This window comes from Pseudarthrobacter sp. NBSH8 (assembly GCF_014217545.1).
In the GTDB taxonomy this organism is placed as follows: Bacteria; Actinomycetota; Actinomycetes; order Actinomycetales; family Micrococcaceae; genus Arthrobacter.
The window spans coordinates 3,992,734-4,007,812 of record NZ_CP043178.1 but is presented as its reverse complement, the minus strand read 5'-3'; the positions used below and the strand labels follow the sequence as shown (position 1 = coordinate 4,007,812).

Genomic DNA, 15,079 nt, shown 5'->3' with positions numbered 1-15,079 from the left:
CAGGATCCCCCCGCCGTCGTCCGCTCACATGATGGCGGTACTACTTCCAGGCGCGCACGTAATCAACCTGGACCTGTGACGCGGCACCATAGGCAGCTGGGGAGCTGCCTGAGGCGCCGACGTTGAGGATGATGTACTGCGGTGCACCGCCGTCGTCGGTGGCGTAGGACTTCACCTTCACGCCGTCGAAGTAGACGTCAGCCGAGTTGGCGGTCCGGTGCAGCCCGAAGGTGTGGAAGTCGTTGCCCCAGTTGCCGGGAACCGTGCCCTGGTTGTGGGCTCCCGTCGTCGAGTGGTAATTGACGGTCATCTTTCCGCTCAAAACCTCTGCGATGTCGTTCTCACCGTTGGTAGGCCATTTCTGACCATTGGTCCAGAATGCGGGCCAGTTGTAGAGGTTTGTGCCGTCGCCGGGAAACTTGATCCGGGCCTCGACGTAACCTGTCGTGAATTCGTAGCCAGTGGTGGCCCCGCCCTTGGGGTTGGTTGAAACCAGCGCACCCGAGGTGGACGAATTGAGGGAGAGGACAAGGTTGCCGCCGCCGACGGAAACGTTGCTGGGGCTGGTGGTGACCTTGTTCATGGTGCCGCAGGTGGGGGAGAACCAGCAGTTGGACCATTTGGCCGTGTCCAGGGCCGTGCCGTTGAATTCGTCGGCAAAAGCCATCGTCCATGCGCCGGGGACACCTACAGGCATGGCGCCGGTTGTCCCGGTTGATGCAAGGAGTGCAGGGGCAGGGGCCGGTTCTGGTGCAGCCGTTGTCGTCGCTACCGGGGCGGGTGCGGGAGCAACCGCAGGCTCTTCAGGCGCAGGCGCAGGCGCCGTGGTCGGATCGGGGGAGGGGTCCGTGGCCGGCAGCGGTGCCGGAACAGCGTTGGTGTCGCGCGTGACCTGTCCCGGAGCCTGGTCACGCTTGGACGTGTCCGCGACGCGGTTCAATTCGGCACTCTGCGGTGCCTGGTCGGAGACCTGGCCGAGGGATACGACTCCCAGCAGGGCGGCAAGAGCGGCCGCGGTCAGCGACATGTTGCGCTTGGACTTGGCACGGACCGCGGACTTCTTCAGCACAGACCGTCGCTGGGTGGGCGACGCGGCTTCGTCAGAATATGGGCGCGCGTGAGTGCGCGGCTGATCATTGGATGCAGACATAAGTGATTGCCTCTCAACGCCTGCGGAGTTAGCTGTCGGGTTCGGATGAGGCCATCCGGCCGCGTAAAGCGGCTCCACCCCTAGGGTCGGCTTAATGCCGTGCCCGGACACTCTGGGTCCCCCGCCTCTGCCTAAGTATGTTGTGGATTCCGGGCAGCGGCAGAGCTTGGCGTCTGCCCGGTTTTGGGCCTGGAAGGTCGGCCCACCTGATCGACCGTACACGACAGGATTCGATTAATCACAATCGGGTAACGGAACTCTCAGTTGCGGTGCGTCCCCTTGCGCCCGGCGGCAGTTGCCGTGTGCTAGCGCTGTTCGATGGGGTGGGCCGGGACGCCGACCCACGTTTCGCCATCGGGCACGTTGCTCAGAACGGCGGCACCCATACCAACCGTGGCGTAGGCCCCCACCGAAGTCCGTTCACGGACGCTGCAGTTCAGCCCGAGGTAGGCCGCCCGACCAATCCGGACTCCCCCGCCCAGCGACACGCCGGCGGCGAACGTCGCGAAGTCAGCCACGTCGTCGTCGTGCGTAAAAGTCACGGAAGGCATTGCCACAACATGGGTTCCGATCGTGACGGAGGCCGTCAGGGACACGTTCTTCAGGAGAATGCTGCCGCGGCCGATCCGGCAGCCCTCCGGGCACTCCACGGTGGGATCGATCGCAGTGGCGTAGCGGGCATCGCGCAGGCCCAGGGCGGCCAAGCGTTCCACTACGGCTTCCCGGGACTTTCCGGACGCCAGGCACACCAGCACCAGCGCATGGGTGAACTTGGGGGCATCGTCAATGGTTCCCAGCACCGGCGCGCCGTCCACAGTGACGCCGGCCATTTCCCTGTTGTCGTCGAGCAGCCCGACCACGTCGTACTGACCGCTGGCACGGACCATGGTCAGAACTTCCCGGGCCAGCCCGCTGGCGGCGACCAGAACCAGTTCGCTCACCGGGGCATCCCGGCAGCGACCCGGACGCTGTTCATGACCCGGTTCAGGCTCACGTTGTCCAGACTGTGGAAAATAGGGAGTACCAGCGTCCGGTCGGTCAGCCGTTCCGTGTTCTGGAGCCCTGCGTTGCCCGTTCCGCGCCAGCGATAGGCAGGCTGTCGGTGCGCCGCCATGGTGCCGCGGCGCGCTGATATGCCGCCCTCGGCCAGGCGGGCCAGGAGCCCTTCACGGTCCGTCGCGAAACTGGGTAGGACTTCGAGCCAGAATGACTGGAAGTTGGTGGTCCCGTATGGTGGATCGGCCACAAACCGGAGTCCGGATAGGCCGGAGAGGCCTGCCTCATACCTCGCGGCGATTTCCCGGCGGCGAGCCACTATCCCGGCCAATCTCCCCAGCTGCACGATGCCGATGGCGGCCTGCAGATCCGTCATCTGGTAGTCGAAGCCGACTTCGACATACACCTCCGGCGCAGTCGGGCGGGCCCTGCCACGGTCCGCCGACGGCACGCTCAGGGAGTGGCCGCGCAGGCTCCTGGCCCGGGCCGCCCAGTCTGCCCGGTGGGTTGTCAGCATGCCACCCTCGCCCGTGGTCACCAGGTTGTCCCGGTGGAACGACCACACGGCAATGTCCGCCCCCGTGCCCACGGGCCTGCCCTTGTATTCTGAGCCAACAGCCGAGCCAGCGTCTTCGATCACGATGATTTCGTGGCGATCGCACAACTCGCTGACGGGGTCCAAGTCAACCGGCATGCCACCCTGGTCCACCACGATCACGGCCCGCGTGTCAAGGGTCAGTGCGGCCCGGAGCGCAGGTGCGGTCACGGTGCCGGTGGCCGGATCCACGTCGCAGAACACGGGCCGGGCCCCGACATATGTCACCGCATTCGCGGCGGCGATGAAGGCCAGCGATGGAACAACCACGTCGTCCCCGGGGCCGATACCGGCCACCACCAGGGCCAGGTGCAGCGCGGTGGTGCTGCTGGAGGTCGCCACCGCGTGGCGCACCTCCTGGACGGCGCTGAACTTCGTCTCGAATGCCTGGACCTTCGGCCCCTGGGTCAGCATGCCGGAGGCGAGGACCTCCGCCACGGCGCGGGCTTCGTCCTCGCCGAGCCAGGGTTCCATGACGTTGATGCGGGCCAGGACGGTTTCAGCCGTCATCTGGCACCGGCCTTCGCGGCGGCCGTTCTCATGTCCGAGTCCTTCCCACATTCGCCCCGGGGAGTGCGCAGTTCGTACTGCAAAATTAGTCTGCCGGGTGCCGTTCCGGTGCGGAAAGCCGGCTGCCGTGTGGGCATCGGCCCGGAACAATGCGGGAACTGCGGGTACCTGCAGGGCGTTTGTGCCCGGTTGGAGGGCTAAAGGATGGAAAGGATTAGTGGTTCCTTGGCCTGTGTGGCTTCCATGCCGGCAGCGAGGGCCGTCAGCTGCGCGCGTGATTCCACTCCGAGCTTCCGGTAGATCGCGGTGAGGCGCACTTCTACGGTCCGGACGGAGACATACAGGGTGGCCGCGATTTCCTTGTTCCTCATCCCGCGGGCCACCATTTGGGCCAATACGCGTTCGTGGTCTGCAAGCATCAGGATCGCGGGGCTGACGAGCGCACCTGCTGATGCCACTCGTTCGTCAAGCAGCAGCGAGTCGACGTGCTGGGCCCAGGCGCGGGCACCAGCTTCGTCGAACATCACTTTCGCTCGGAGCAGCAGGTCCCGGGCGCTCCGGAGGCGGCCTAAGGTGCCAAGCCGTTCGGCGTAGCACAGCACGGTCCGGGCGCGTTCCAGCAGTGATTCCTGCGGGTTCCTGCCAGCGAGTGCGTCACTGAAAAGCTGCAGTGACTGTTCACCGTCCGCCAGCATGGCCCGGCTCCGGGCAACAGCCGTCATGAGCCACGGGGAACGCAGGCCAACTGCCTGGCTCTCCAGATGCCACAGTGCTTGGGCGGCTTCCCTGTGCCGGCCAAGCCTGACCAGGACTTCCACCAAATCGGCCGCGCACCGGAGCAGTGTTGGGTTGCTGAAGGCCTGGCCTATTTCCGCTGCCCGGGACAGCTGCGCGAACGCCTCGGCGAGGTTGCCGCGCATGAGGGCAAAATGGCCCTGGCACGCGGCCAGCTGCGCCGTGACCGCGGGATGGCTCTCCGCGCCTGAGAAGTGCTGGGATTCTGTTGTGTAGGCGCGGGCAAGTTCCTCGTCTCCGATCGCGTTGGCCCGCCAGATCCGGAAGACGTGCCGCATTCCCCGGTGATATTTGGTTTCCGGTTGCGCGAGCTCAAGATCCTCGATCAGTCTCACCGCTTTCCGGACGTTGCCGGCACGGATTTCGTTGTCCACCGCGAGAAAGTCTGCGGTTTCGCGACAGTTGACTGTGTTTGCCTCCAGGAAGTTCCGCACCCGGGCGAAGGCCTCCTGGGCGGCAATGTGGTGTTCGGAGTAGCTCAGCGCGCGACCCTGCACCAGAAGGACGGCAACTGTTTCGTTCCCGCCGTCGGGCCTGCGGCTCTGCTCCGGCTTCCCGCTGATCACGTCGATGAGTTGCATGGCGCTCTCGGCCATGGCTAGGCCATCGGGGGAGGCGTGGTCCTCGAACTCGCTGGCGCACCGCAGCAGGCTGGTGGCGTCCGCGGGCTCCCAACGGTCCGCGTAATACAGTGCGCCGGCCACGAGCAGGCGGTTTGCGAAGGCCGGATCATGCTGGCCGAGCTCCTTCACCAGCCGGATCACCATGCTGGAGCGCACGGCTCCACCCTGCATGAACTGGATTTCGAAGGCGAGGCCGGTAAGGCGAAGGATCAGGGCTGGGTTCCGTGTCACGCGTTGCGCCCAGTCCAGGTAGCGCTTGGCGTAAACGAATTCTCCTCGGTTCAGCAGCAGTTCGGCTACGGTGGTGAGTCTCGCGGCCGTCTCCGCTTCCCACGGGTTGATGGTCAGTGCCCGTTCGATGTATTCGATGGCAAACGGCACCTCGCCGCTCCGGATCAGGTCAACGGCAAAGCGGAGCAGCCCAAACGGGGTCTGCCGCTCCAGGGCAGTAAAACTCAGGTGCCAGCGGTGGGCGTATGGATCTGCGGGTTCCGCTGCTTCCGCCATGGAACGGTGGCCGGCGGTCCGCATTGCAGGCATCATTGCCGCATAGACGTAGCCCCGAAGCAACTGGTCCCGGATCCGCAGATGCGGCCCGGACCTGCTCACCATGCCATTTGCTAGCAGTTCGTCGATTCCGCCCCACAGCGGGTTGTAGGCCCCTTCCAAGGTGGCGATGTCACTGCGGCAGGATAGGGAAAGCAGGTTCAGAACCTGCCTCGCGACCGGCGAAAGCCCCCCCACGATGGCGGCGAACTCCGCTTCGAAACTACCCTTGCCGGGCAGTGGTACGGGCAGTGCGTATTTTCCCTCAGCCGCGCGTTCCAGCAACAACCTGAAAAGCTCGACGGCGGCGAGCGGGTTTCCCTTGGTGGCCGCAGCGACTGTGTGGACCGCCGCCGTCGCGGTCTGTCGCGAGGGGATGGCCTCCAGCATCAGGACCGTGTCGTTGTAGCTCAACGGCCCCAGTTGGAGGGCCGGAAGGGATGCGAACGGGCTGTCCGGCGATTCTTCGCGCGCGCTGGTGAACAGGACAATGTCTGTGCCGGACAGGCGGCGGGCCAGGAATCCGATCACAGCCTGGCTGCTGGGGTCCAGTTGGTCTGCGTCGTCAATGACAATGATGGTCCGTGAGGATGAGCGCTGGTGAAGTCCGTTCAGCAGCATCGTGGACACGGTGGGAACGCTCATGGCGCCGGTTGAATCCCGCAGCAGTTCGTCCGCGAACCGGCTGAGGACGGGATCATCGATGCCGTTCAACAGTGCGGTGAGGCCGGACAGCGGCCAGTCCGATTCGGACGAGCAGGCTCTCAGAACAACAGTCCGGTAGTCCGACAGGCGCGGAATTTCGGACAGTAACACAGACTTGCCCATGCCGTGCCGGCCCACAATCGTCAGGGCGGACTCGGTGGGCCTGCGGATCACCGAGAGGATCCGGTCCAACTCTTTGGTTCGCCCTATTAACGACATGCGGTCCCCATCTGTTCATCGAAGGAGACCGCTGCTGCTTGCATTTCACATTTGATGAGGTCCGTCCGGTCATTTCGTGACCGTTCGGACCGGACTTTCTGGCCCCGTCATCGCGACCAGCACGGTACCCAGCCGTTGGATAGCAATATAGCTTCAGTCATGCTCCTGCACCAGCGAAGTCCCGGCGCTAAGGTACTCATTTTTGGGCCGCCTCTACTTGGGGAGTTATCCACATACTCGCATCCCGGCTTCCGCGCCCGTCCCAGGACGCTTAGCCTTGTGTCAAGCGCGAATCGCCTATCCGGTCCAAATGCACTAAGATATTGAAGTCTGTGCTGCGCCCTGCCTCCGTTTTGTTGGCCGGGCATCGCACGGCATCGCAAATGAACCTCCTGTTACGGAAATGCCGTAACCGCTTAGCCCAAAGGAGGTGGGTTCACATATGCGTCCTTACGAATTGATGGTAATCATCGACCCCGAGGTCGAAGAGCGTACCGTTGAGCCGTCGCTTCAGAAGTTCCTGAACGTCATCACCAACGATGGTGGAACCATCGAAAAGGTTGACATCTGGGGCCGTCGTCGACTGGCTTACGAGATCAAGAAGAAGTCCGAAGGTATCTACGCCGTGGTGAACTTCACCGCCAAGCCGGACACCGCCAAGGAACTTGACCGCCAGTTGTCTCTTAACGAGACCATCATGCGCACCAAGATCACCCGCCCCGAAGAGCAGAAGGTCGTTGCTGAGTAATTTCAGCTCCAATTTTCATTCTTTACCCCGCAGGATCGAATTCTTCACCCAGGATCGAACAAGGAGGCAGTAGATGGCAGGCGAAACCACTATTACGGTCATCGGTAATCTAACCAATGACCCGGAATTGCGGTTCACACCGTCAGGTTCGGCAGTAGCGAACTTCACCATCGCTTCCACCCCGCGCACCTTTGACCGCCAGTCCAATGAGTGGAAGGACGGGGAAACCCTGTTCCTCCGCGCGGCGGTATGGCGTGAAGCAGCCGAGAACGTTGCCGAGTCCCTCACCAAGGGCATGCGCGTGATTGTTTCCGGCCGTTTGAAGAGCCGTTCCTACGAAACAAAAGAAGGCGAAAAGCGCACCGTTATGGAGCTCGAAGTCGATGAAATCGGCCCGAGCCTGCGTTATGCCAATGCCAAGGTCAACCGCACCCAGCGCTCTGGCGGTGGGGGTGCCGGAAACGGCGCTCAGGGTGGCTTCGGCGGCGGCAACAGCGGCGGTGGCTTCGGAGGCGGCAACTCTGGTGGAAACCAGGGCGGCAACTCCGGTGGAAGCTTCGGTGGTGGCAACCAGCAGGCTGCACAGGAGGATCCCTGGGCAACGCCCGGCGTCTCCAACGCAGGCGGTGGCTGGGGCAACGGCCCCGATTCCGAACCTCCCTTCTAAACCAATCATCTAGGCCCGACGCCGGGACCGCCGAAGGTGCCGCAAGGCACGTGACGTGACTGCCGCCGTCGGACCACCACCATCCCGTGGATCAATATCCACGGGCTCCATAGAATAGGAGCTCCACGATGGCTAAGGCTGAACTCCGTAAGCCCAAACCAAAGTCCAACCCCTTGAAGGCCGCTGACATCACTGTCATCGACTACAAGGACGTAGCATTGCTGCGCAAGTTCATCTCCGACCGCGGAAAGATCCGCGCCCGTCGCGTCACTGGCGTCACGGTGCAGGAACAGCGCAAAATCGCCCAGGCAATCAAGAACGCCCGCGAAGTTGCACTGCTGCCTTACTCCGGCGCTGGCCGCGGTTAGGGAAGGGATTAACTAACATGGCAAAGCTCATTCTGACCCACGAAGTAACCGGTCTCGGTGCTGCTGGCGACGTTGTCGAGGTCAAGGACGGTTACGCACGTAACTACCTGCTGCCCCGCAACTTCGCCCTGACCTGGTCCAAGGGTGGCGAGAAGCAGGTTGAGTCCATCAAGACTGCCCGCGCCGCCCGCGAGCACGCTTCCCTGGAAGACGCTCAGAAGCAGGCCGCTGCACTCTCCGCCAAGCCGGTCAAGCTCGTCGTCAAGGCTGGCGAGACCGGACGCCTGTTCGGCACCGTCAAGCAGGCCGACGTCGCCGACGCTGTTGAGGCCGCTGGCCTTGGCCGCATCGACAAGCGCAAGGTTGAACTGCCGACTCACATCAAGTCGGTTGGTTCCTACCAGGCCAACGTCCGCCTTCACGCTGACGTTGCCGCTGTGATCGAACTCAACGTAGTTGCAGGCAAGTAGCCTTTCCGGCTAGGCAGCCTCAAACTGCACGAGAAACCCCGTTGCCGTCACCGGCAACGGGGTTTTTCTGTGCCTCACGCCGAGGCCAGGTCGTGCGCGGCTCTGCCATGATTCGGTCGTAGCCGCCGAAGCCCACCATCGTCGGACCCCATATGAAGGCTTCCCTCGCAGAGCACGGCTCACGTGTCAGCCAGGCCGCCCGTAGTGATAGCCTGCGGCGGTGAACCAGTATTCATCCCCCGCGCGCCGCCGTCGTCCGTTCACCCAGGTGGACGTATTTACGGACGAACCCTACCGGGGCAATCCGCTCGCGGTGGTTCTTGACGCCGTGGGTCTCAGCACGGAACACATGCAGCGCTTCGCGAACTGGACGAACCTCTCGGAGACCACCTTCCTGCTGCCGCCGACGCATCCCGATGCCGGTTACCGTGTCCGCATCTTCACCGCCCACGAGGAGTTCCCCTTTGCCGGGCATCCCACGCTGGGGTCGGCGCACGCGTGGCTTGAGGCCGGTGGCGTCCCGAAGCGGGACGGGGTCCTGGTCCAGGAATGCGCGGCCGGCCTGGTCCGCGTGAAGCGCGACGGCGGACGGCTGGCATTCGCTGCCCCGCCCCTGACGCGCTCCGGTCCCGTGGCGCGTCCACGTAGAAGCTCTCGGCGAAGACGTCCGGGTGGGCGGCAGTTCCACCACTCGCATCACCGGCACGGTGGAGCTGTAGAGCCGGTGGAATAAACGCGGACAGTCGCCGGTTACCCAATTACATGCAAATACATGTAACATAGGCTGTACCGAATCTCAGGAGTCCAAGTGGAAACCCGCCGCATCACCGTAATATCCGCCGGCCTCGGTGTGCCGTCCTCAAGCAGGCTGCTCGCCGACCAGCTCGCCGCTGTGGCGGAGCACCGCCTCGCCGATGCCGGTTTTGAGGTGACGGTTGAGATCGTTGAGCTCCGCGACCTCGCGGTGGACATCGCCAACAACTTCGTTACCGGCTATGCGGCCCCGCGCCTGGCGGATGTCATTGCCGGCGTGGAGGCTTCCGATGGCATCATTGCCGTCAGCCCGGTGTTCAGTGCCTCCTACAGCGGCCTGTTCAAGTCCTTCATCGACGTCCTGGACCCCAAGTCCCTGGAGGGGAAGGCTGTCCTGCTGGGTGCCACCGGCGGTACGGACCGCCACCAGATGGTCCTTGAGTACGCAATGCGCCCGCTGTTCAGCTACCTGCGCACCCGGATGGCCGCAACGGCTGTTTTCGCAGGCCCCCAGGACTGGGGAAACACGGACGACGGCGGCTCCCCCCTATCGTCGCGGATTGACCGTGCTGCGGCTGAGTTTGCCGCCCTCCTGGCGGGGGACCAGTCCGGCCGCAAGTCGGCGGCCCTGGAGTCCCTGCCGTTCGAGCAGCTCTTGGCGGGCATTTCCGGCGGACGCTAGTGCGCGGCCGTCCCCTACCGCCGCGCCGGTCCCGCCGGTGATCACGGCTGCCGAACTGTTCGGTCTCCCCGGTCAATGACCGGAACATGAGGTGTCCTGTGAATTCAATTGACCTGAACATGGGCGAACGCAGCGGCTGGGTCCCGGGGGTCCGGGAGTGCGGGCGTCCGGAAGCGCAGCCGCCCAGGAGTCCTAGTCGTCCAGGAGTGCGATGAACTCGCGTGCCTGCTTCAGGGTGATGTCCGAGTGCTTGGTCAGGGCAGTGGCGGCGCCTTCGGTATCTCCACTGCGCGCCAGCGTGCGGATGCGGCCGTAGATCTCGTCGTTGAGCATGTTGCTGCTGACCTCACGCGTCACGTCGCCCTTGCTGGCAATGGCGCGGTAGCGGTAAGGGAATCGCTGGGGCGTGTCGTCGTCGTCGGGTTCTGCCTCCGCCGCTTCAGCGGCGGGGCTGCGGTAGGCCTGCGGATGGGCGGCCAACGCCCCCACCGCGTCCCGGGAGGCCCGCAGGCCTTCTCCTGTGGCCTCGTAGTACAGCTTGATGGCCGCCATAGCCTGTCCCTGGGCAATCAGCGCATACAACCTGCGGTGCTGGTCCTCAGAGAGCTTGGCGGCGGCCAGGCGGGCCACCTCAACTGGATCCGGCGCGGAGGCGGTCCCGGCCTGCCTGACGGCCGCCTGCCGCCTACTGACCGCCCGGGCTGCCAGTGCGACTCCGGCGGCTACGACCGCAAGGATGATGACGGGGATCACGAGCGATTCCATTCCTAAAGCCGATCTACATACTTTTTGGCTGTCGCCAGGTCGGTGTGGGTTGCCTGGCGGAGGAGTTTGATGGCCTGGATCTTGTGCCCGTCCTGCGCCATCGTCTGCAACTGCATTGCCAGCTGAGGGTCCAGAATCCCGCCGGGCAGCGCCGCATAGCCATACTGGCCGGCGCCCGCGCCGGACTGCCCGCGCCGGGCCGCCCGGGCGTGGTCTTCCTGCTGCGATTGCTGCTGTTCGTTTTGGCTGGGCCGGGTGTTGGCTTCGAGGCGGGCACGCACGGCTGTTGCCACGCGCACCTGCTCGGCATAGTGCTCCGCCGAGCGCCTCGCCAGGTCCTGCTGGTACTTCTCGGCGTCGGAGGTCCCGGAATCACGCGGTCTGAGGGCCGTCGTAAATGCCCAGATTATTGCCGCCAACACGCCGGCCGGCAGAAAAGCCATCAGTACGTCGCCCATAGTCAGAGCTTATGCCAGATGCCCGTTATCCACAGCACATTCCTGCCGTTGCATACAGCCGATTCGCTATGGCGTCAAAATATCCCGGGCGGCGTGTGCAGCATCACCAATAGGGCATGAATCGGCGGCCAAGGCGCCCGGAAGGGCGGAACTTTCAACAGCGCCGCGCTGAAAGCTGTGGATGAAGGTTGGGAAAAAAAGAATTTCGTCCACATCCTCGACCAACGTTTTCGCAGGTCAGACGCCTGCATCCGGCGAAAGTTTTTTTGTTTCCACAGGTTCACCCACAGGCTGTGCACAAGCTATGCCTGTTAGTGCACAGGTTATCCACAGGCCTGCGGGCTTGTGGGCTTGGCCGCTGGGGCGGGGGCGACTACCGTTGCGGGATACCTGCTTTTGGGGCGCTGTGACGCCGTCGCGGACATATGCTGTCGTCGCAGTGGAGGCCTTCGGCCCGGCCGCTGGGGCACATTCTGTGGATAACTTGCGGAACATGGGGATAACTCCCCCGCGCGCTGCGCAGACTCCGCTTTGCACAGACTTCAATGGGGCCGCCGGGATTCATTGTCGGTGGCCGCTGATAGACCTGAACGTATGCCGTCCCGTGGAGGTCCCGCAGGATGGCGCCCGGCAGGTAAATGACTTACTCGCCGCACCATGACGCGGCACACTATGGAGGACGGCAGCTTTGTCAGTAACGCACCTGGACTCGATCGAGGGTACCCGCGGATCAGAAGGCAGCCGTAAACCGCCACAGGACATCCCCGCCGAGCAGTCCGTCCTCGGCGGCATGATGCTGTCCAAGGATGCCATCGCGGACGTTGTGGAAATCCTCCGCGGCCAGGACTTTTACCGGCCTGCGCACGAGACCATCTACGAGGCGATCATCGACCTCTACGGCCGCGGCGAGCCTGCAGATGCCGTTACAGTCTCGGACGAACTGACCAAGCGCGCGGAGATCAACAGGATCGGCGGGCCCGCCTACCTGCATGAGCTCATCCAGACTGTCCCCACGGCCGCCAATGCCGGCTACTACGCCGAGATCGTGGCAGAGCGCGCCATTCTGCGGCGGCTGGTCAACGCGGGCACCAAGATCGTCCAGCTTGGATACGGCTCCGACGGCGAGGTGGAGGACCTGGTCAACCAGGCGCAGGCTGAGGTTTACGCTGTGGCAGAGCGGCGCACAGCAGAGGACTACGTGGTCCTCAAGGACGTCATGGAAGCCACGGTGGACGAGATCGAAGCGTCCGGACACCGCGGGGAAGGCATGACCGGTGTGCCCACCGGGTTTTACGAACTCGACGAACTCACCCATGGGCTGCACCCCGGACAGATGATCGTCATCGCCGCCCGCCCGGCAGTTGGTAAGTCCACGTTCGCCCTGGACTTCGCCCGCTCGGCGGCCATCAAGAACAACCTGGCCACGGTTATGTTTTCGCTCGAAATGGGCCGGAACGAAATTGCCATGCGCCTGTTGTCCGCCGAAGCAACCATCGGTCTGCAGGATCTTCGCAAGGGCACCATCAAGGACGAACAGTGGTCCAAGATCGCCACCACCATGGGCCGGATGAATGATGCCCCGCTGTTCATCGATGACAGCCCGAACATGTCGCTGATGGAGATCAGGGCCAAGTGCCGCCGCCTCAAGCAGCAGCATGACCTGAAGCTCGTGATCCTGGACTACCTGCAGCTCATGAGCTCCGGCAAGAAAGTGGAGTCACGCCAGCAGGAAGTCTCCGAGTTCTCCCGTGCGCTCAAGTTGCTGGCCAAGGAACTCCAGGTCCCCGTCATCGCACTCTCGCAGCTCAACCGTGGCTCCGAGCAGCGCCAGGATAAGCGGCCCATGGTCTCTGACCTTCGTGAATCCGGCTCCATCGAGCAGGATGCGGACATGGTTATCCTGCTCCACCGTGAAGACGTCTATGACAAGGAATCCCCGCGTGCGGGCGAGGCGGACATCCTGATTGCCAAGCACCGTAACGGCCCTACCAAGGACATCGTGGTGGCATTCCAGGGTCACTACTCGCGCTTCGCCAACATGGCGGCCGACGCCGGCGGCAGCGGCTTCTAGGACCCTTACTGCCGGGGCTGGCTGGCTCAGCCCTGCCCCAGCAGGTGGTTGGGCAGCCGGTTCCCTGGTGCGGTACCACGGATTTCGAGCAGTTCGCGGGCGTGGGCATGCAGCCGTGTATCTTCTGCCGAGACCGGCACCCAGCTGGGGACGGGGACCGAGTTGCCGTCCGCGTCGCGGGCCACCATCACCGTAAGGCAATATGTGGTGAGGTCCAGTTCCTTGCCCTTCGGATCTCCGGAGCGCACATGTACGGCAATGTGCATGCCTTTGGTCCCGGTGTAAACCAGCCTGGCCTCGACCTCCACTACGTGGCCGATCAGCAGGGGTCGGTAGAAGCGAACGCCGCCGGAGAAGACCGCCACGGTGTCCATGCCACAGTAGCGGGACGCGCAGACGTAAGCGGCTTCGTCGACCCACTTCATCACGATTCCGCCGTGCACTTTACCGCCCCAGTTCACGTCCGTGGGGGACGCCATGAACCGCAGCGTCACCCGTTCGGCGGTCCCGGCGGCGGTATATTCCTGGGCGTTCATAGCTTCGACAATGCGTTCACGGACCTTGATCCGTGCCAGGGCGTGGTCCCGCTGTTCGATCTCCGCTGCCGTGGCCGGTTCGAACTGTTTAACCGGTATCGGCTTGCCGTCGTCGCCGACAGCCACAAAGATCACCATGCACTGGCTGCGCATTGTGGCCGGCCCGCCCTTGGGATCGCTTGACGAGACGACGGTCCGGATGTGCATGGAGGAGCGTCCGGTGTAGACGATGGTGGCTTCCACCTCCACCATGTCGCCGCTGTTCACCGGGTCCGCGAAGTGGATGTTGCCCACGTAGGCGGTGACGCAGTAGGACTTGGCCCAGCCCACGGCGGCAGCGTACGCGGCCTTGTCCACCCATTCGAGGACGGTCCCCGCATCCACCGAGCCGCTGTGGCCCACATCCGTGGGGGCGGCCAGGAAGCGGAGGGTTACGGAGTTGGCTGCGGTCTCAGTCATGCTGCGATCTTACTGAGAGGCAGTGTTAAGGGCGGGTCGGGGCTGACACATATTCGCAACGTAACTGCCCCGCCCGCCGTTTTTGGACGGAAGGGGGCAGTTTCGTCTGTGGCTGCTGGCTGCTGTTGCCTACTCTGCGCGGGTGTAGGTGATATCCGGCCGCGCGGGCAGTTCCATGCCCACCCCGATGAAGAAGTTGGGGTGCGGCGGCTTGTTGTACGCGATGTTCTCGCGCGCAACCGACTGCCGGTACACAGGATCATGCGCCGGGGTGCGGAGCCGTACAACGGCACATTCCGCGACTCCCGGACCGGTGAAGTCCTCTGTAGATGCCGGGTCAGTGGTGGCCGTCCCTGGCGCGGGCCGCAATCACGAGCGAGTTGATTTTGGCCGCCGTGCCGCTGAAATCCAGGTTCAGCTGACCGTCCACCAGGGAGATGAGGACTCCATTTCCCGGTACTGGCCGGCCGCCTTGTCCCTCATCTGGACCTTGGCCATTTTCTCCGCCGCGACGGCGGTGTCCGTAAAGCCGAATTTGCCGGCGACGGAGTAGCCGGTGCGCAGTGAACTGCTCCGGAGCGCGGGGTGCCCCGGCGTGCATGGCGAGGCGGTTGCCGGTGGGGAAACCGTGGTGGTGGGTTGTGAAGACGGCATGTTGGTCTACCGCGACGGGGCCTTCACCAAGATTGCAAGCCCTGACCTCTACGGCCGCATGGGCAACCAGGCCGGAAGCGCCGCCTCCCCGGTGATCCTCGGCGACTACAAGGTGGACAGGGATGCGGAGCTGGAGAGGCCGACCCGAGTCTCACTCGTCAACACTGACACCGGCACGCTGCAGCTCGTGGACCTGGGCACCAGCTATTCCTTCCGCTCCCTGGGCCGGGGTCTCCGGCTGACCTTAGCCAAGGAATTTTACGCCCGACGGCGGACCGGCACCTGGGTGCCGGTCCGCCGTCGGGCGTT

15 protein-coding genes, 2 pseudogenes and 1 riboswitch are annotated in these 15,079 nt (G+C 64.0%); of the genes and pseudogenes, 8 read left to right on the top strand and 9 right to left on the bottom strand.

The window, feature by feature from the left end; genetic code table 11:
- Positions 1–40: 40 nt before the first annotated feature.
- The 4 genes from FYJ92_RS18600 to FYJ92_RS18585 all read right to left on the bottom strand — a co-directional run bounded on the left by FYJ92_RS18600 (position 41) and on the right by FYJ92_RS18585 (position 6,139).
- Positions 41–1,150, bottom strand: coding sequence for a family 16 glycosylhydrolase (locus tag FYJ92_RS18600; RefSeq protein WP_219729670.1), 1,110 nt, complete (start codon positions 1,148–1,150; stop codon positions 41–43).
- Positions 1,151–1,153: 3 nt separating this feature from the next.
- Positions 1,154–1,303: riboswitch (cyclic di-AMP (ydaO/yuaA leader) on the bottom strand.
- A 152-nt stretch (positions 1,304–1,455) separates the two neighbouring features.
- Positions 1,456–2,091, bottom strand: coding sequence for a NeuD/PglB/VioB family sugar acetyltransferase (locus FYJ92_RS18595; RefSeq protein WP_185262014.1), 636 nt, complete (start codon positions 2,089–2,091; stop codon positions 1,456–1,458).
- Positions 2,088–3,251 carry a DegT/DnrJ/EryC1/StrS aminotransferase family protein gene (locus FYJ92_RS18590; RefSeq protein WP_185262013.1) on the bottom strand — a complete coding sequence of 388 codons (1,164 nt, stop codon included), beginning with the start codon at positions 3,249–3,251 and terminating at the stop codon, positions 2,088–2,090. The genes FYJ92_RS18595 and FYJ92_RS18590 overlap by 4 nt, the downstream gene beginning before the upstream one ends.
- 197 nt (positions 3,252–3,448) lie before the next feature.
- Positions 3,449–6,139 (bottom strand): LuxR family transcriptional regulator, encoded by a 2,691-nt coding sequence (locus FYJ92_RS18585; RefSeq protein ID WP_185262012.1) that lies wholly within the window; start codon positions 6,137–6,139, stop codon positions 3,449–3,451.
- Between the two features lie 442 nt (positions 6,140–6,581).
- Between FYJ92_RS18585 and rpsF the strand changes: the two genes are divergently transcribed.
- The 6 genes and pseudogenes from rpsF to FYJ92_RS18555 all read left to right on the top strand — a co-directional run bounded on the left by rpsF (position 6,582) and on the right by FYJ92_RS18555 (position 9,827).
- A complete protein-coding gene (rpsF, locus tag FYJ92_RS18580) occupies positions 6,582–6,887 on the top strand; it encodes a 30S ribosomal protein S6 (RefSeq protein WP_011693941.1) in 306 nt (101 codons plus the stop codon).
- Between the two features lie 73 nt (positions 6,888–6,960).
- Complete coding sequence (locus tag FYJ92_RS18575; RefSeq protein ID WP_185262011.1) at positions 6,961–7,554, top strand: single-stranded DNA-binding protein; 594 nt, start codon at positions 6,961–6,963, stop codon at positions 7,552–7,554.
- Between the two features lie 128 nt (positions 7,555–7,682).
- A complete protein-coding gene (gene rpsR, locus FYJ92_RS18570) occupies positions 7,683–7,922 on the top strand; it encodes a 30S ribosomal protein S18 (RefSeq protein ID WP_003800144.1) in 240 nt (79 codons plus the stop codon).
- A 17-nt stretch (positions 7,923–7,939) separates the two neighbouring features.
- Positions 7,940–8,392: a 50S ribosomal protein L9 gene (gene rplI, locus FYJ92_RS18565; protein WP_160676130.1), complete on the top strand. Its 453-nt coding sequence runs from the start codon at positions 7,940–7,942 to the stop codon at positions 8,390–8,392.
- A 220-nt stretch (positions 8,393–8,612) separates the two neighbouring features.
- Positions 8,613–9,026: pseudogene (locus FYJ92_RS18560) on the top strand (PhzF family phenazine biosynthesis protein); the annotation flags it as partial.
- Between the two features lie 174 nt (positions 9,027–9,200).
- Positions 9,201–9,827, top strand: a complete 627-nt coding sequence (locus FYJ92_RS18555; RefSeq protein ID WP_185262010.1) for an FMN reductase — start codon at positions 9,201–9,203, stop codon at positions 9,825–9,827.
- Between the two features lie 192 nt (positions 9,828–10,019).
- Here the strand turns inward: FYJ92_RS18555 and FYJ92_RS18550 are convergent, their stop codons facing one another.
- On the bottom strand, positions 10,020–10,592 hold the full coding sequence (locus FYJ92_RS18550; protein ID WP_185262009.1) for a hypothetical protein: 573 nt from the start codon (positions 10,590–10,592) through the stop codon (positions 10,020–10,022).
- Positions 10,593–10,594: 2 nt separating this feature from the next.
- Entirely contained in the window at positions 10,595–11,050 is a 456-nt protein-coding gene (locus FYJ92_RS18545) for a hypothetical protein (RefSeq protein WP_185262008.1), read from the bottom strand.
- A 688-nt stretch (positions 11,051–11,738) separates the two neighbouring features.
- Between FYJ92_RS18545 and dnaB the strand changes: the two genes are divergently transcribed.
- A complete protein-coding gene (dnaB, locus tag FYJ92_RS18540) occupies positions 11,739–13,121 on the top strand; it encodes a replicative DNA helicase (protein WP_058930676.1) in 1,383 nt (460 codons plus the stop codon).
- 26 nt (positions 13,122–13,147) lie between these two features.
- On the opposite strand, the gene FYJ92_RS18535 is transcribed toward dnaB, so the two are convergent.
- The 3 genes from FYJ92_RS18535 to FYJ92_RS18525 all read right to left on the bottom strand — a co-directional run bounded on the left by FYJ92_RS18535 (position 13,148) and on the right by FYJ92_RS18525 (position 14,770).
- Entirely contained in the window at positions 13,148–14,116 is a 969-nt protein-coding gene (locus FYJ92_RS18535) for an acyl-CoA thioesterase (RefSeq protein WP_185262007.1), read from the bottom strand.
- A 129-nt stretch (positions 14,117–14,245) separates the two neighbouring features.
- Positions 14,246–14,485 (bottom strand): hypothetical protein, encoded by a 240-nt coding sequence (locus FYJ92_RS18530; protein ID WP_185263884.1) that lies wholly within the window; start codon positions 14,483–14,485, stop codon positions 14,246–14,248.
- A 45-nt stretch (positions 14,486–14,530) separates the two neighbouring features.
- Positions 14,531–14,770 (bottom strand): hypothetical protein, encoded by a 240-nt coding sequence (locus tag FYJ92_RS18525; RefSeq protein ID WP_185263883.1) that lies wholly within the window; start codon positions 14,768–14,770, stop codon positions 14,531–14,533.
- Here FYJ92_RS18525 and FYJ92_RS18520 point away from each other — a divergent pair.
- Positions 14,694–15,002 (top strand): annotated as a pseudogene (locus FYJ92_RS18520) (hypothetical protein); the annotation flags it as partial. The gene FYJ92_RS18525 and the pseudogene FYJ92_RS18520 sit on opposite strands and share 77 nt — an antisense overlap.
- Between the last annotated feature and the right edge of the window lie 77 nt (positions 15,003–15,079).

What these genes read in the sequence shown, in the direction of transcription:
- FYJ92_RS18600 (WP_219729670.1), bottom strand. Translation starts at nt 1,150, where the DNA reads ATGTCTGCATCCAATGATCAGCCGCGCACTCACGCGCGCCCATATTCT.
- FYJ92_RS18590 (WP_185262013.1), bottom strand. Translation starts at nt 3,251, where the DNA reads ATGACGGCTGAAACCGTCCTGGCCCGCATCAACGTCATGGAACCCTGG.
- FYJ92_RS18585 (WP_185262012.1), bottom strand. Translation starts at nt 6,139, where the DNA reads ATGTCGTTAATAGGGCGAACCAAAGAGTTGGACCGGATCCTCTCGGTG.
- rpsF (WP_011693941.1), top strand. Translation starts at nt 6,582, where the DNA reads ATGCGTCCTTACGAATTGATGGTAATCATCGACCCCGAGGTCGAAGAG.
- FYJ92_RS18575 (WP_185262011.1), top strand. Translation starts at nt 6,961, where the DNA reads ATGGCAGGCGAAACCACTATTACGGTCATCGGTAATCTAACCAATGAC.
- rpsR (WP_003800144.1), top strand. Translation starts at nt 7,683, where the DNA reads ATGGCTAAGGCTGAACTCCGTAAGCCCAAACCAAAGTCCAACCCCTTG.
- rplI (WP_160676130.1), top strand. Translation starts at nt 7,940, where the DNA reads ATGGCAAAGCTCATTCTGACCCACGAAGTAACCGGTCTCGGTGCTGCT.
- FYJ92_RS18550 (WP_185262009.1), bottom strand. Translation starts at nt 10,592, where the DNA reads ATGGAATCGCTCGTGATCCCCGTCATCATCCTTGCGGTCGTAGCCGCC.
- FYJ92_RS18545 (WP_185262008.1), bottom strand. Translation starts at nt 11,050, where the DNA reads ATGGGCGACGTACTGATGGCTTTTCTGCCGGCCGGCGTGTTGGCGGCA.
- FYJ92_RS18535 (WP_185262007.1), bottom strand. Translation starts at nt 14,116, where the DNA reads ATGACTGAGACCGCAGCCAACTCCGTAACCCTCCGCTTCCTGGCCGCC.
- FYJ92_RS18525 (WP_185263883.1), bottom strand. Translation starts at nt 14,770, where the DNA reads ATGCCGTCTTCACAACCCACCACCACGGTTTCCCCACCGGCAACCGCC.